The sequence below is a fragment of the Streptomyces sp. NPDC046727 genome (assembly GCF_040645635.1).
Lineage (GTDB): Bacteria > Actinomycetota > Actinomycetes > Streptomycetales > Streptomycetaceae > Streptomyces.
The window spans coordinates 247,964-262,979 of record NZ_JBEYYR010000003.1; the positions used below are offsets into that span (position 1 = coordinate 247,964).

Annotated in this window: 12 protein-coding genes; 5 read left to right on the forward strand and 7 right to left on the reverse strand. The window is 74.3% G+C overall.

Annotated elements, in window-relative coordinates; translation table 11 throughout:
* Positions 1-33: 33 nt before the first annotated feature.
* The 3 genes from ABZ937_RS05155 to ABZ937_RS05165 all read right to left on the reverse strand — a co-directional run bounded on the left by ABZ937_RS05155 (position 34) and on the right by ABZ937_RS05165 (position 5,318).
* Complete coding sequence (locus ABZ937_RS05155; protein ID WP_361685813.1) at positions 34-3,618, reverse strand: CHAT domain-containing protein; 3,585 nt, start codon at positions 3,616-3,618, stop codon at positions 34-36.
* A 425-nt stretch (positions 3,619-4,043) separates the two neighbouring features.
* The gene (locus tag ABZ937_RS05160; protein ID WP_361685815.1) at positions 4,044-4,922 is read right to left on the reverse strand and encodes a hypothetical protein; all 879 of its coding nucleotides are present in this window, start codon (positions 4,920-4,922) and stop codon (positions 4,044-4,046) included.
* Between the two features lie 12 nt (positions 4,923-4,934).
* A complete protein-coding gene (locus tag ABZ937_RS05165) occupies positions 4,935-5,318 on the reverse strand; it encodes a hypothetical protein (protein ID WP_361685817.1) in 384 nt (127 codons plus the stop codon).
* Positions 5,319-5,445: 127 nt separating this feature from the next.
* Between ABZ937_RS05165 and ABZ937_RS05170 the strand changes: the two genes are divergently transcribed.
* The 3 genes from ABZ937_RS05170 to ABZ937_RS05180 are packed head-to-tail and all read left to right on the forward strand — an operon-like array spanning position 5,446 to position 7,894.
* Positions 5,446-6,579, forward strand: coding sequence for an ABC transporter ATP-binding protein (locus ABZ937_RS05170; RefSeq protein WP_361685819.1), 1,134 nt, complete (start codon positions 5,446-5,448; stop codon positions 6,577-6,579).
* A complete protein-coding gene (locus ABZ937_RS05175; protein WP_361685821.1) occupies positions 6,576-7,229 on the forward strand; it encodes an ABC transporter permease subunit in 654 nt (217 codons plus the stop codon). Before ABZ937_RS05170 ends, ABZ937_RS05175 begins: the two co-directional genes overlap by 4 nt.
* A complete protein-coding gene (locus tag ABZ937_RS05180; RefSeq protein WP_361685823.1) occupies positions 7,226-7,894 on the forward strand; it encodes an ABC transporter permease in 669 nt (222 codons plus the stop codon). The genes ABZ937_RS05175 and ABZ937_RS05180 overlap by 4 nt, the downstream gene beginning before the upstream one ends.
* Positions 7,895-7,900: 6 nt before the next feature.
* Here ABZ937_RS05180 and ABZ937_RS05185 read toward each other — a convergent pair whose 3' ends face one another.
* The 4 genes from ABZ937_RS05185 to ABZ937_RS05200 are packed head-to-tail and all read right to left on the reverse strand — an operon-like array spanning position 7,901 to position 11,954.
* A complete protein-coding gene (locus ABZ937_RS05185) occupies positions 7,901-8,506 on the reverse strand; it encodes an ATP/GTP-binding protein (RefSeq protein WP_361685825.1) in 606 nt (201 codons plus the stop codon).
* Positions 8,493-8,915: a DUF742 domain-containing protein gene (locus ABZ937_RS05190; RefSeq protein ID WP_361686122.1), complete on the reverse strand. Its 423-nt coding sequence runs from the start codon at positions 8,913-8,915 to the stop codon at positions 8,493-8,495. The genes ABZ937_RS05185 and ABZ937_RS05190 overlap by 14 nt, the downstream gene beginning before the upstream one ends.
* A gap of 28 nt (positions 8,916-8,943) precedes the next feature.
* Positions 8,944-9,420: a roadblock/LC7 domain-containing protein gene (locus ABZ937_RS05195; protein ID WP_361685827.1), complete on the reverse strand. Its 477-nt coding sequence runs from the start codon at positions 9,418-9,420 to the stop codon at positions 8,944-8,946.
* Entirely contained in the window at positions 9,417-11,954 is a 2,538-nt protein-coding gene (locus ABZ937_RS05200; RefSeq protein WP_361685829.1) for an ATP-binding protein, read from the reverse strand. The genes ABZ937_RS05195 and ABZ937_RS05200 overlap by 4 nt, the downstream gene beginning before the upstream one ends.
* A 290-nt stretch (positions 11,955-12,244) precedes the next feature.
* Here ABZ937_RS05200 and ABZ937_RS05205 point away from each other — a divergent pair, with 290 nt between their 5' ends.
* Positions 12,245-13,204 carry an ABC transporter substrate-binding protein gene (locus ABZ937_RS05205; RefSeq protein ID WP_361685831.1) on the forward strand — a complete coding sequence of 320 codons (960 nt, stop codon included), beginning with the start codon at positions 12,245-12,247 and terminating at the stop codon, positions 13,202-13,204.
* A gap of 22 nt (positions 13,205-13,226) precedes the next feature.
* Positions 13,227-14,900, forward strand: coding sequence for an aromatic amino acid lyase (locus tag ABZ937_RS05210; RefSeq protein WP_361685833.1), 1,674 nt, complete (start codon positions 13,227-13,229; stop codon positions 14,898-14,900).
* Positions 14,901-15,016: the final 116 nt, after the last annotated feature.

A 15,016-nucleotide genomic window follows, 5' to 3' on the forward strand; every position in this document is an offset into this window, starting at 1 on the left:
CTCTCTGGCCCCCGGTGTCCGTCGCCCGTCCGGTCAGGCGCCGGCGTGCACCAGCGCGCCCCAGGTCCAGGGGCGCTCCGGGCGGGCCGCGCGCAGCGCGCGGACCGTGTCGTGCAGGGCGAGTGCCGCGGGCAGCGGGGCGGACGCCGGCAGGGCCGGGGCCAGGATGCGGTGGAAGGCGGCGGCGGCCTCGGCGGCGAAGGCGTCCCCGACCTCCCAGAGCGTGGCCACCGACTGGGTGTAGCCCGCCAGCTGGAACACCGAGGCGAGGTGGATGACCTCGTCGACGAAGGCCGGCGAGGCGCTGCCGCGGGCCGTCCCGCAGGCCGATAGATACGCCAACTCGGCTGACTCCAGGTGTAGTTCGGCGATCTCGCCGACGTGCAGGTCGCCGTCGGCGAGCAGCAGCCGGCCCGCCGCGGCGTCCTCGGGGTCGCTGTCGGCGTGGCACGCGAAGTGCACCACGGCTGCGTTCAGCAGCGCGCCGCGCACCGCCGCCCGGGTGGCGTCCGGCCCGATCAGCCGGCCGCCGCCGCTCGCCGCGACCGCCGCCTCCGTCTCGGCGACGGTCCGGGCCAGCGGCGCCTGCCCGGGCGTCCGGGGCATGGCCACCGCGAGGACTCCGCGCCGGCCCGGCGCGGCACGCCGGCGGGCCCTGCTGTACAGCAGGGCGCGCAGCGTCGGCGTGTAGGAGGAGGCCACCCGGTCCAGGACGGCCGCCCCCGCGGGCGCGCCCGGCCCGTGGTGCCCGGCGGCGTGCAGCGGGAAGGAGTTGAGCACGCCGGACGGCGACCACCACAGCCGGGGCCAGGGCGTGCCCGGGGCGGGCGGCCCGCTGAACCCCAGGGCGTCCAGGACCGGTTCGGCCAGTACGTCCCACAGCCAGGCCAGCGTGCCGATGAAGATCTCCCGCGCCCTCGCGAACAGCGGATCGCGCGGGCCGGCCGTGAGCGCGTCGACGGCCAGCCGGAAGGACTCGGCCTGCGCGGCCAGCCCGGCGGCGTCCAGCCCGGGCAACGGAACCGGGAGCAGTCCGTCGGGACCCAGCACCAGCGCGTCGCAGCGGCGCGGATGGACGTTGACGCTCACCACGGGCCCCTCCGCGGCGGCCGGCCGCAGGTCGTCCAGGGCGAGCGGCAGCGGGGTGAGGAACCGCCGGAAGTCCGGCCGCTGCTGCAACTCGGTGATCAGGCGGGCCGCGTGCTCACCGGCGGCGCGCTGCTCGGCGAGCTCCTCCGGGCCGGGCCAGCGGCCGGGATCCACGCTCCGTCGCAGGGTGCGCAGCCGGTCCAGGGCGGACCGCAGCCGGGAGTGCAGGGCGGCGTCGGCGCCGCGCAGGGCGGCCAGCTCCCGGCGGGCGTTCAGCGCGGTGGACAGCAGATGGGCCCGGCCGTCCTCCAGCGTCTCCAGTGCCCCCACCGGGTCGTGCCGGTCCAGTGCCTGGGCGGCGCCGTCGGAGGCGAACCGGACGATCAGGCTGGGCGAGCGCCCGGCCCCGGACGGTTCCGCCTCCAGCAGCTGCGCACGTTGGACACGGTTCTGCGCGGCCGAGGCCCACTGGTGCACCAGAAGGACGGTGCGCAGGTCCGGTTCGGTGTCGGCGGTCAGCTCCCGGGCGAGGGTCTCGGCCTCGGCGTACTCGGCCTCCTCCGACCAGATCCCGTGCCGGGTGAACAGGTGCATGGCCAGCGTCGCGCGGGTGTCGTCGTACTCCCGGGTGCCCGGCGTCAGCGCGGCCAGCGCACGGCGGGCACCGCGGACGCCGTCCTCCAGGGCCTGGATGTGCTCGAACGGCGAGTCGTACGCGAACGCCAGCGACGCGTGCCCCGCGAACAGCTCGGAGCGGAGGCCCACGTCCTCCACCAGCTGCGGCAGTCCCTCGTACAGCTCGCGGAGCAGCGGCAGTGTCTCGCGCATCCGGTCCAGCCCGGACGCCTCGCCGCCCGACGCGTGCGCGGCCCGCGCGACGACCAGCGTGGAGCGGCCGGTCCGCAGCAGACGGTGTTCGCGGGAGTCCGGCGGTGCCGCGGCGAGCAGCCGGTCGTAGACGCCCGTGATCTCGTCCAGGGTGCTGGTGTCGGCCGGTCGCGGCGGGGCCGGCTCGGCGGTGCCCTCCCGCAGGATCTCGGCGATGGCCTGGGCGCGTTCCGCCTCGGGCATCCTGGCGAGGCGCTCCAGCGCCAGCTCCGCGCCCCGGTGGAAGACGTCGCCCAGGGATGCCTCCCCCGGGTGGCCGAGGACGAGTCTGGCGAAGTCGAGCAGTTCCTGCCCGCGTCCGCCACCGCCGCCCTGCGGGCCCATGCCGAGCAGGTCCAGTACGGCGGCGATGGGGTGCCCGCCGTCCTCCCCGGACATCGCCGAGCGCAGGATGGCGTCGATGGCGTCCGAGTCGGCCTGCAGCCCGGGCGGAAGCCCGGCCGTCGCGGCCGGCACGTCCGGCCCGATGACCTCGTCACGCAGCTCCGCCGCGGCCTGGCGCAACAGCTCCGGGTCCCCGGAGAACATCGGCGCGGCGGCGGCGAGCAGGCCGAAGCCCTCCTGGTGCCGGCCCGCGGCGATCAGGTTGGCGGCCAGCCGTGTCCGGACGTCCTCCCGCTCGGGGTGGCCCTCCGGCGTCAGGTCGAGCAGCCGGCGCAACGCCTCGGCGGCGTCCGCGGCGAGTCGGGCCGCGCGGGCGGGGTCTGCCCGGGGGAGGCCGATCAGCGTGGCGCGGGAGAGCCGGTCGAGGTGGGTGCGGACCTCGTCGTGGTCCTCGGCCGGGGTCAGGTCGAGGGCGCGGCGGAGCGCGGCGACGGCCTCCTCCCGCTCGGTGCCCTGGGCGTGCAGGGTGAGGACGTAACCGAGATCGGAGTGCATCCGCGCCGCGTTGCCGTCGTCCGGGCCGGCGGTGCGGGTCGCCGCCCGCAGCAGCTCGATCACCTCGGGCAGCAGGGTGTGGTCCTCGGTCTTCGCCGCGGTGGCCAGCAGCGCCGAGGCGAGGCCGTGGGCACAGCGGGCGTGGTTCGGATGATCGAGGGGAGTGGCGGCGAACGCGGTGCGGAACACCTCGACCGCCTCGTCCAGCCGGTCCGGCCCGGTGCCGCCGGGCACGCCGCTGAGGATCAGCAGCGCGGACCCGAGATTGCAGCCGGCTACCGCCCGGTCAGGGCCCTCCGGCGCCAGATGCGGCAGGGCTCCGCGGGTCAGCACGGCGCACGTCTCCAGCGCCTCGGGCCAGGCGAGGCCGGTGCCCAGTTCCAGCAGCAGAAAGCCGAGGTTGGTCAGCGCCGCGGCATGCTCCTGTACGGCGGCCTCGGGATCGTCGGGCCGACCGGTACCCAGCAGCTCGTCGATCCCGGCGCGCAACGGCGGCGGCAGCACGTCCGGGGTGCCCGGCAGATGGAAGTGGAAGGGGCCGAGCAGCAGCACGCCCATACGGACGTCCGCCGCACCGGCGTCGCCGCGGTCACTGCCGCGCACCAGCAGGGCCACGCCGAGCGTGTACGCCACCTCCTGATCCACACCGGGCCCGCCGTCCACGTCGGCCAGCACCAGGTGACGCAGCAGCCCGTCGATCTCGACGCGAGCGTCCTCGGCATGCAGCAGCGCGGCACCACCCGGCCCACCGACCCGGTCCAACCGATCCCGGACAACCCGTAACAGCCCCTCCCGACCGACACCGGCCGGCCCTTGCTCCCGGTGGGCCTGCGAAGTTGTACCTCCTGGCTCTCGCTCCCGCTCCCGCTCGCCCCACCCGTCCTCCCCGGCCGGCTCCCGCCCCGGTACCTTGCCCGTCACCATGGTCCGCACCCCCTGTCCACGGAGCCGCGCTCCGCACCCCTGTCCGCGAAGCCGCGCCCGGCATCCCTCTCGACGGGGCCCGCCCCGCGCCTCTGTTCACGGAGTCACCCCCCGCATCTGCCCACGAAGCCCCGCCCCGCACCTCTGCCCCCGACGCCACACCCGCGTCCCGCCTCCTGGAGCCCCACCCCTCCACCCACGGGCCGGCACCACGCCACTGCCGCCCGCCTCCGGCACCCCCGTACCCCGCGCCCCTTCCCCCGTCACCGCCGGCGTGCCCCCGCGCCCTTGCGGAAGTGTTCGGTGATGGTGTGGCCGAGGGTCGGGCGTATCGGGTGGGTCTCTTCGTCGAAGCGGTCGAACAGGTCGGGGAGGTGGACGTCCACGGCGGACTCCACCAACTCGGCGTATTCCTCGGCTCGTTCGCGGACGCGTCGGCAGGCGACCAGGCCCGCGCCCGCCCCGGCCAGCGCGGCCGGCCACCACACCGCGCCCAGCAGCGCGTACAGCACCGCCCAGCCGCCGAGCCGCGTCGCCTCGTCCAGTCGCTGCCGGGACTCCGCCAGCGGCAGCCGCGTGGTGTCCGGCAGCAGCAGCCACAACCGGGGCCAGACGTCGGCGAGTTCGATGCGGTAGTGCAGCCGGATCCGGGTCGCCGGGGCACGCATCCGGTCGCCGGTCCAGGTGGGGCACTCCGGCCGGACCAGGGCGACCGCGTTCCGCTCGGCCTCCCGCTCGGCCAGCGCGCCGGTGTTCCGGGCCGCCGTGCAGGCCGCGTCACGGCTGTCCCAGGCGCGCTGCCGGCGCTCGGTGAGCCTGCGGGCCAGCGGGTGCAGCGGGCGCGGCCAACTTCCGTGCAGCGCACGCTCGTACGGTCCGGCCAGCGCGTCGGCGAGCAGCGCGGCGGCGAAGGACGCGGCCAGCACCGCGAGCAGCAGTACCGCCGTCCGCGTGGAACCCGATCCGCCGGCGGTCAGGGCGCGGAGCCGGTGCCGCAGCAGCTCCAGGTCCGCCCAGTGCCGCTGGCCCAGAGCCAGGCCGGTCGCCGCGAGCGCGGTGAAGACCAGCCCCGGCAGCACCAGCGCCGCCGCCCACCGCTCGGCCAGTTTCCGGCCGACGTCCGTGACGAGCCCCGTGAGCACGACCGGCCCCGCTCAGCTCTCGGCGTCGAAACGCAGGGCCAGGTCGAACACCTCGCACACCGGGAGTTCCTGGTTCACCCGCCGCCGCTCCCGCCGGGCGCAGACTCCGCGCGGGCAGACGTGCGCCCCGGTCACGGTGTGCGGCCCGTCGTCGGCGACTAGGGTCGGCCGGGACGAGCGGAAGTCCGACTCCCCGTCCTCGTCGCAAGGATCGGCCAGCAGGCCCAGTTCGGCGAGGTGCGGCTCGATCGGTTCGCCCGCCCGGGCGGCCCGGAGGGCCTGCTCGACGACTCTCCGCCGCGCCGCGCCGACCGGGCCCTGGTGCAGTCTGCGCAGGGCGGGCAACTGGCCGCACAGCAGTGCCAGTTGCTGATCGCGATCATCAAGTGACGACACGTCACCCATGGTAGGCGGATGCCGCGGGGGCGATTCCGCGCGCTCCCGCCAAAGTACGGAAACACTTGCGGTCTAGACTCTCCCCGCGTCAGCCAGGATCGGTCGGACCCGAAGGGTACGCGGCGTTTTGATACGGATAGATGCAGTCACGAAGCGGTACCCGGACGGCACGGTGGCGGTCGACCGGCTCTCGCTGGAGATACCGGACCGTGCGATCACCGTCCTCGTCGGGCCCTCCGGCTGCGGCAAGACGACGACCCTGCGGATGATCAACCGGATGGTGGAGCCCAGCGAGGGCAGCATCCTCCTCGACGGCCAGGACATCCGGCAGCAGCCGGTCAACACCTTGCGCCGGTCGATGGGGTACGTGATCCAGAACGCCGGTCTCTTCCAGCACCGCACCATCCTCGACAACATCGCCACCGTGCCCCGCCTGCTCGGCCGGCCCAAGCAGGAGGCCCGGGCCCGGGCCGCCGAGCTGATGGAGCGCGTCGGCCTCGATGCCGCGCTCGCCAAGCGGTACCCGTACCAGCTCTCCGGCGGCCAGCAGCAGCGCGTCGGCGTGGCCCGCGCGCTCGCCGCCGACCCGCCGGTGCTGCTCATGGACGAGCCGTTCTCCGCCGTCGACCCCGTCGTCCGCAAGGGGCTCCAGGACGAACTCCTGCGCATCCAGGACGAGCTGGGCAAGACCATCGTCTTCGTCACGCACGACATCGACGAGGCGATCAAGCTGGGCACGAAGGTCGCCGTGCTGCGCACCGGCGGCCGGCTCGCCCAGTTCGCCCCGCCCGCCGAACTGCTCAGCGCACCCGCCGACTCCTTCGTGGAGGACTTCCTCGGCGCCGACCGCGGTATCCGCCGGCTCTCCTTCTTCCCCTCCGCCGGACTGGAGTTGCAGACCGCGCCCATCGTCCCGATCGACGCCGACGCCGACCGGATCGCCTCCCGGGCCTCGGCGGCCCCCTTCCTCCTCGTCACCGACCTCGACGGCCGGCCGCTCGGCTGGAGCGAACCGGACCGGCTCACCGCCGGCGCCATCGACCGGGACCGACTCCTCGACCACGGGCGTCCGTTCGTGCCCGGCACCGATTCGCTGCGCACCGCGCTCGACGGCGCCGTCCTCTCGCCGACCGGATGGGCGGTCGCGGTGGACGGCGAGGGACGTGCGGTCGGTGTCGTCTCCCAGCAGGTCATCGGCGAGGCGATCCGGGCCGCCCACAGCAAGGTGGCGGAGCACGCCGACGCGAAGGCCGGGCGATGAGCGGCTTCTTCGACCTCCCGAGCGACCTCCAGCACAGCTACCTCGGCCTCGTCGGGCTCCATCTGCGCGAGGCCCTGCTGCCGGTGCTGGCCGGGCTGCTGCTCTCGCTGCCGATCGCCCAGCTGTGTGTGCGGTTCCGCTGGATCTACCCGCCCGTCCTCGGCATCACCACCGTGCTCTACGCCATCCCCTCGCTCGCCTTCTTCGTCGTCCTCATCGACTACTTCGGGCAGAGCGAGACGACCGTGATGATCCCGCTCGCGCTCTACAGCCTGGTGGTGCTGGTCCCGGCGATCGTGGACGGCGTCCGCTCGGTGCCCCCGGAGACCCTCGCCGCCGCCCAGGCCATGGGCTTCGGAGCCGTACGCCGCTACTTCCAGGTCCAGTTGCCCATCGCCGTACCCGCCATCATCGCCGGCCTGCGGGTGGCGACCGTCTCCAGCATCTCCCTGGTCAGCGTCGGCATGCTGATCGGCAACCAAGGGGCCCTCGGCAACATGCTGTACGACGCCCAGACCTACCACCGGCCCGCCCTCGCCGTGAACGCGGTGCTGACCATCGGGGTGCTGGGCATCCTCGCCGACGCGGTGCTGGTCCTCGTCCGTCTCCTCCTCACCCCCTGGATGCCACGGAAGGGGACCACCCGGTGAACGTCCTGGACTTCGCGCAGGCCTTCTTCAACGACAGCGCCCACTGGCACGGCTACGACGGCATCCCCACCCGGTTCGCCGAGCACGTCACGTACTCCCTGGAAGCGCTCCTGATCGCCGCCGTGATCGGGCTGCCCGTCGGCCTGCTCACCGGCCACTACGGCCGCGGCGGCAACGCGCTCGCGCTGCTCGCCACCGCCGGCCGGGCGCTGCCCAGCTTCGGCCTGCTGATCCTGATGTTCATCTGGATCGGCCTCGGCATGCTGCCGGTGATGATCCCGCTCGTCGTGCTCGCCGTACCGCCGATCCTGGTCACCACCTACGAGGCGGTCCGCTCCGTCGACCCCTCCCCGGTGGACGCGGCCCGGGGCATGGGGATGGCCGAGGCGCGCGTGCTGCTCCAGGTGGAGCTGCCGGTCGCGCTCCCGCTGATCCTCAGCGGTCTGCGCACGGCGGCCATCCAGATCGTCTCCACGGCCACCATCGCCGCCTACGTCAGCCTCGGCGGCCTCGGCCGCTACATCATCGACGGCCTCTACCAGAAGGACTACGAGAAGGTCGTCGGCGGCGCCACCCTCGTCGCCGGCCTCGCCCTCGCCACCCTCGCCGTCTTCTGGGCGGTGTCCCGGCTCACCGTGTCGCCCGGAGTGCGCCGGAGCGGCTGACGACGGCTACCCCTCGGTGCGGGCCAGCGCCCGTTCGAGCACGACGAGCAGCGCGTCCCGCACCGAACCCCGCTCCCGGGCGTCGAACACCACGACCGGCACCCCCTCGGAGACGTCCAGCGCCCAGCGGACGTCCTCCAGGGTGTGCTCCACCCGCCCGTCGAAGGCGTTCACCGCCACCGCGAACGGGATGCCCTTGTGCTCGAAGTAGTCGACGGCCGCGTAGCAGTCGTCCAGCCGGCGGGTGTCCACGATGACGAGCCCGCCGACCGCGCCCTCCACGATGTCGTCCCACATGAACCCGAACCGCTCCTGCCCGGGCGTGCCGAACAGGTACAGCTTCAGCGTCGGGTCGATGGTGAGGCAGCCGAAGTCCATCGCGACGGTCGTCGTGGTCTTGCGCGGGGTGTGCGTGAGGTCGTCCACGCCGGCCGCGACCTCGGTGATCGACGCCTCCGTGGTCAGCGGCTCGATCTCGGAGATCGCGCCGACGGCCGTGGTCTTGCCCACGCCGAAGCCGCCCGCGATCACCATCTTCACCGGCAGCGGCGGCCGTACGGCCCCGGGGGGCGCGGCCGGGCCCGGGGCCAGGAGCGGTTCAGTCGGTGTCACTCGGTACCCCTCGGGAGTCGGGGACGGCCCGCAGGCCATCGATAACCCTGCGCAGGACGGACGCGTCGTGGGTGGCCTCGGCGTCGGGCACGTACACCGCCAGCCGCCCCTCGTCGCGCAGGTCCTCGGCCAGGACGCGGACCACGTTGAGATGCAGCCGCAGCCGGGCCGCGAGTTCCGCGAGGGACTGCGGCAGCCGGCAGGCGGCGACGATGTCGTGCTGCTCGAAGGAGAGCCGGCCGAGCCCGGCCAGCCCGTCGGCGGTGGCCACCACCTGGGTCTCCACGGGCAGCGCCCGGCCGGAGGCGGCGTCCGCCACCCGGCCGGCGGTGACCAGGTACGGCCGTACGGCGGGGGCAGGGCCGACGGAGTCCGGGCCGGGGCCCGGGGGCGGGACCCCGTCCGTCATACCCTCCGCCATGGGAACGTTCTCCTCCTCAGCGGGCCGCCGCGGCGCCCACGCTGTTCTTCAGCTCCAGCACGAGCTGCGGGCTGAGGGCGGCACCGGCGCGGTTGGCGAACAGCGTCATCTCGTAGGCGATGTTGCCGAGTTTCGCCTCCTTGTCGGTGACGACGCCGAGCACGGCGCCGCTGCCGATCGCGGAGACGATGACGTGTCCGCCCTCCAGGTCGATGATGACCTTGTTCAGCCCGCCCAGGCCGTAGTTGCCGGAGGCGCCCGCGGCCAGGCTGGTGATGCCGGACACGATCGCCGCGAGCCGCTCGGAGTCGGCGTGCTCCCGCAGCTGCGACACCGCGATCAGCAGGCCGTCGGAGGACACGGCGATCGCGTCGACGACGCCCGCGGTCTCGGTCGCGAAGCGGTTCAGCAGCCAGGTGAAGTCGGCCGCGGCTGCCCGCAGGTCGGCCGGCGCGGTGCCGCCCTCGGGGGTGTCACCTGTCGACGTGCTCACTGCTCGGCTCCTTCCGGAAGGTGGTTCGGGTCGTGCGGCTCAGTGGCCGGGGGCGTGGGGCGGGTGTGCGTGCGGGGCGGTTCAGGGGCCTGGGCGGGGTCCTTGGGGCGGGGGAAGCCGCCCGTGTCGCTGTCCCGTTGCGCGCGTTCCACCGCCTCCTCGAACTCCTCCAGTTCGCTGCGGACGGCCTCCGCGTCCAGCGGCCGTGCGGTCTGCCGCACCGGCGCGGCGGCACCGGCGGTGGTCCGCAGCGTGGCCCCGCGCACCCGGCGGCGCAGCGGGCGCCCGGTGCCGGCGGCGGGGGCGGGGACGGTCCCGCCGCTCTCGCCGTCGCTCGCGGGGTGTCCGGCGTGGCCCGGCGCCCGCTCGTCGGAGGAGGGCCGCGGAGCCTGGCGCGGTATCCGGCGGGGGAGGGGGCCCTCGTGCTCCGCGCGGGCGGGCTCGTCGGCGGCGGTGCCGCCGGCCGTCGCCTTCTCGTGCGCGGGGTCCGGTGCTGTGGCCGCCGGTACCGGACCCGACACCCCGGCCACCGGCACGGCCTGGGGCCTGTCCGCCGCCGGAGCCGCCGCACCCGTGCCGGGCGGCAGCAGCAGGGAGGGCGGCAGGGTCACCTCGGCCGTCACGCCGCCGCCCGGCGTGCGGGTCAGCTCGACCCCGATCTCCCAGCGGCGGGCCAGCGCGCCCACCACGAACAGGCCCAGCACCTTCGTCGGCACCAGGTCGAGGCGTTCGCGGCGGATCAGCCGGGCGTTCTCCTCGGCGAGCCGTTCGGGGCTCATGCCGAGGCCGTGGTCGGTGACCACCACGTGCGCGCCCTCGGCGCCGGAGCGGACGGTGACCTCGACGGGGCTGCCCTCGGGCGAGAACGACACCGCGTTCTCCACGAGTTCGGCCGTCATCAGCGTGAGGTCCCCGATGATGTCCGGCTCGACCACGGCGTCCGACGCGGCGTACAGCCGTACCCGCCGATACCCCTCGATCTGTCCGAGTGCCGCCCGGACCACGTTGGACAGCGCCGACGGCCCCGCGTCCAGCACGGTCTCGCGGATGCCGGCCAGCAGCATCAGGCTGTCGGCGTTGCGGCGCAGCCGTACGGCGATGTGGTCGATGGAGTACAGCCGTTCCAGCAGCGCCGGATCGGTCTCCCCGCGCTCCACCGCGTCGATCAGGGCGAGTTGGCGGGTGGTCAGGTTGCTGACCCGGCGGCCCACGTTGCCGAACATCTCGGCGGTGTTGCGCCGGCTGAGCACCTGGCGTTCCAGCAGCGCGGCGGCGGTGGTCTGCACCCGGTTGAACGCCGAGGCCAGGTCGCCGATCTCGTCGCGGGCCGTCACCGGCATGTCCCGCAGCCGGGGCGGCCCGTCGTCCTCGGCGTCGTCGTCGGCCACCCGGGCCAGCTCGCGCCCCGCCACCTCGGCGACCTCCCGGGCAACCCCGGTGAGCGCCTGCACGGGCCGGATCACCGAGCGGCGCACCAGCACCGCGAAGGCGATCCACAGCGCGAAGGCGATCAGCGCGCCGCTGAGCAGCAGGCCCGCCCGCCATCGGGCGCTGTCGGCGGCGGCGTCGGCCCGTTCGGCGATCTGGCCGATCAGCGCGGTGGTGATCTTCAGCCGGGCGGCGGCCTGTTCGGGGTAGGCGGGGTAGTCGGTCAGCGCGTCCTGCACGGCCCGCCGGATCGCCTCCTGGCCGCCGTCCGGCACCCGGCCGGCGTCGACCTGGAGTTCGGCGTACGCCTCGGAGATCTCGCGCTGCGCCTCCGTGTGCTCGATGCCGGCGAGCCGCTCGGCCTGCGCCTCGGTGGCGAACCGGCCGAAGCGCTCGGCCTGGTGGGTGTAGAGGTCGTAGGCGCCGACCGCGTTGGTGAACTCGATCAGCGCGTTGGTGTCGCCCGTGGTGGCCGCGAACACGTTGGTCTCGAAGGCGCCGTGGGCGGCGTCCGCGCGCAGCAGGGAGTCCAGCAGGCTGCCGGTGAAGGTGTCGGCGAGGTCGGCGTCGCGGTCGAGTCCGAGACCGTCGATCAGGCTCTGCGCGGCGCCCGCGTAGGCCGGGTCGATGTTGTCGGCGGGCAGGTACGACTGTGCCACCGAGGCGCGCAGGCTGGTGAGGCCCTCGACCCCGTGCAGGGCCCGCGCCTCGCTCGGCGGCAGCCGGTCGCCGAAGGCCGCGCGCACCTTCGCCAGCTGTGCGTCGACCGCCTGCTGCGCCGCTCGGTAGGCGGCCGTAGAGGGCTTCGCGTACCCCGATTCGTAGCGCGTCGAGAGCAGGATGGCCTGCTGGTGCTCGGCCTCCACCCGGTCCACCAGCCGCGCCACCTGCGCGCTGTCCCGCACCAGCCGGGCCGCGGAGGACGCGCCGGACGACTGCTGCACCAGGTCGGTGAAGAGGTACGCCAGCAGGCCCGCGATGACCGCGAGGGGGACGCCGACGAGCAGGTTGAGCTTGCGCCGGAAGGGCCAGCGGTCGGCGAAAGCCCGTGCTCCGCCCCGCGCGGGGGCGTGCCGGGCGGGCGCGTCCACCTGGTTCGTGGACACCGGGCCTCCTTCGTGGGTGTCTTGTCAGGGGGAGCCGCCGCTCCCGGACATGAGGGCCTCGTCGCCCGCGGAAAGCCTGTGTCACGACACCGGAGCGGGCCCCGCGCACCGCTGTGGTCGATACCAACGCGGCTGAGACTACAGGCCGCTTGAGGCGCCGATCAGCTCTCCTTTCATCAAGAATCTGTTACGAAGGGACCGCTCTCCGTGCACAACTGGCCGCAGATCGAGGCCAATCGGTGATCTGATGCACTTGACTGATCGAGAACCGGCTGGATTGGATCGAACGCGTGACTTCCACGACCCACATCAGCAGGTCCATCCGGAGGAACCGAGGCGCGGCGGCGGTCGCCCTCGCGGCGGCGACGGCTCTGCTGGCGGGCTGTTCCTCCAACGACGACAAGAACGACAACCCCCTCACCGAAGGCAAGGCGAGCGGCGACAGCGTTGTCGTCGGATCCAACAACTTCCCCGAGAGCACCCTGCTCGCCGACATCTACGGCGAGGCGCTCAAGGCCAAGGGGATCAAGGTCACGTACAAGCCGAACATCGGCAGCCGCGAGACCACCTATGGGCTGATCAAGAACGGCTCCATCTCGGTCATGCCCGAGTACAACGGCGCGCTGCTGGCCTACCTGGACCAGAAGGCCGCCCCGAAGACCGTCGGTGAGACCACGGACGCCATCAACGCCAAGCTGGACTCCAAGCTCACGCTGCTGAACCCGGCGGACGCGCAGGCCAAGGACTCGGTGACGCTGAGCGCGGCCACCGCGAAGAAGTACCACCTCACCGAGAAGTCCTCCATCGCCGATCTGAAGGACGCCGCGAAGGACCTGGTCATCGGCGCCTCGCCGGAGTTCCAGACCCGCAAGCAGGGCCTGGTGGGCCTGAAGTCCGTCTACGGCCTGGAGTTCAGGTCCTTCAAGGCGCTGGACGCGGGCGGCCCGCTCACGCTGGCGGCACTGAAGAAGGACGCCGTCCAGGCCGCGGACATCTTCACCACGGACCCGAACATCTCCAAGGAGAAGTTCGTCGTCCTCCAGGACCCGGAGAACCTCTTCGGCTTCGAGAACGTCCAGCCCCTCGCCTACAAGGGCGCGCTGCCCCAGAAGGGCGTCGAGGCGCTCAACGCGGTCTCGGCCAAGCTCGACACCGCGACCCTGCTGGACCTGGACACCCAGGTACAGGCCGAGAACAAGGACCCGCTGGACGTCGCCAAGGCCTGGCTGAAGTCCGCCGGTCTCGGCTGACACCCACCGCCCCGGAACGACCGTGGACGTACCGACGCGGGTGACCCCGAGACCCGGGGACACCCGCGTCCTGCTCGACGGCGGCGGCCTCACCCTGCCCGCCCTGGTCCGGCTCGCCGACGCCACGGCCGTACCCGCCGTCGACCCCGGTGCCCTGGACCGGGTCGCCCGCGCCCGGGAGACGGCCGACCGGCTCGCCGCCACGGGCCGCTGGTACGGCCGCGGCACCGGCGTCGGCGCACACCGCTCCGTCGCCGTCGACCCGGCCGACGAGACCGCCCACGGCCTGAGGCTCCTGCGCAGCCACGCGGGCGGCGCCGGCCCCCTCCTCCCGGCCCGCCAGGTCCGCGCGATGCTCGCCGTCCGCGCCAACCAGCTCCTCGCCGCCGGCTCCGGCATCCACCCGTCCTTCGTCACCGCCCTCACCGACGCCCTCCGCCTCGGCGTGCACCCGGCGGTCAACCGGTACGGCGCCGTGGGCACCGGCGACCTGACGGCCCTGGCCCAGACGGCCCTGACCCTCCTCGGCGAACGACCGTGGCTGACGGCGGGGAACACGCCGCCCCTCCGCTCCCGTACGGGCGCGGACCCGGACGGTACCGCTCCCGTCGACGCCGTGCCTGCCGAGCCCCGGACCGCCGCTTCGGGAGAGCACATCAGGGGTGAGCTGCCCGCCCCGGTCGTGCTCCGCGCGGGCGACGCCCTCGCGCTGCTCAGCAGCAACGCCCTCGCCCTCGCGCAGGCTGCGCTCGCCGCGCACGAGGCCGAGCTGCTGCTGCGGGCCACGCACGCGGTCACGGCCCTGTCCCTGGCCGTCGTCTCCGGCTCCCCGGAGGCGTACGCGGCACCCGTGCACGCCCTGCGGCCGTACCCCGGCCCGGCGCGCGCCGCAGCCGAGGTGCGGCGCCTGCTCGGCCTGCCGGACCAGCCCACGGCACCCGGTCCGGACGGTCTCGGCGCCGCGGACGAGCCGGGCCCCGACCGGCCGGGGAACGCGGGACCCGGCGGCGCCGACCGCCCTGGCCGCAGCCGCCGGATCCAGGACCCGTACGGCTTCCGCGCCTTCCCCCAGGTGCACGGCGCCGCCCTGGACGCCTCGGCCGCGCTGCGCCGGATCGTCGAGGTCGAGATCAACTGCCCGTCCGAGAACCCCGTCCTGACGCCCGACGGCCACCTCTACCACCACGGCGGATTCTTCGCCGCCCCCCTCGCCCTGGCGCTGGACGGCCTGAACCTCGCCCTGCTGAAGACCGCGCAGCTCTCCGCCGCACGCCTGTCCGCGCTGAGCCGGCCCGACCTCACCGGCCTGCCCGCCTTCCTCGCCACCGGCCCGGCGGGCAGCTCCGGCACGATGATCCTGGAGTACACCGCCAACTCCGCGCTCGCCGAGCTGCGTTCGAACGCCGCCGCACCCGCCTCGGCCGGGCACGCCGTCCTCTCCCACGGCCTGGAGGAGGCCGCCGGCTTCGCCGGACAGGCGGCCCGCCAGACGGAACGGGCCGGCGCCGCCTACGCCACCCTCCTCGCCTGCGAACTCGTGGCAGCCGTACGGGCGTTGCGCCTGCACCCGGTGCCACCGCCGGTCCCCGCCCTCACCCTCGCCGCCTCCGCGCTCCCCGCCGCCCTGGAGGACCGCCCGCTGACCGGGGACATCACCATCGCCACCGAACTGCTGCCCCGCCTGGCGGAGTTGTGAGCCCTCTCCGCACCGGCGGTCCGCGTGGGATTTCCCCACGACCGGCGCGGCCGATGGAAGAAATCCGCATCCGCCCCGCTCCCGGTGGAGTCCGTCCGCCTCGCGCTCCCACGCTG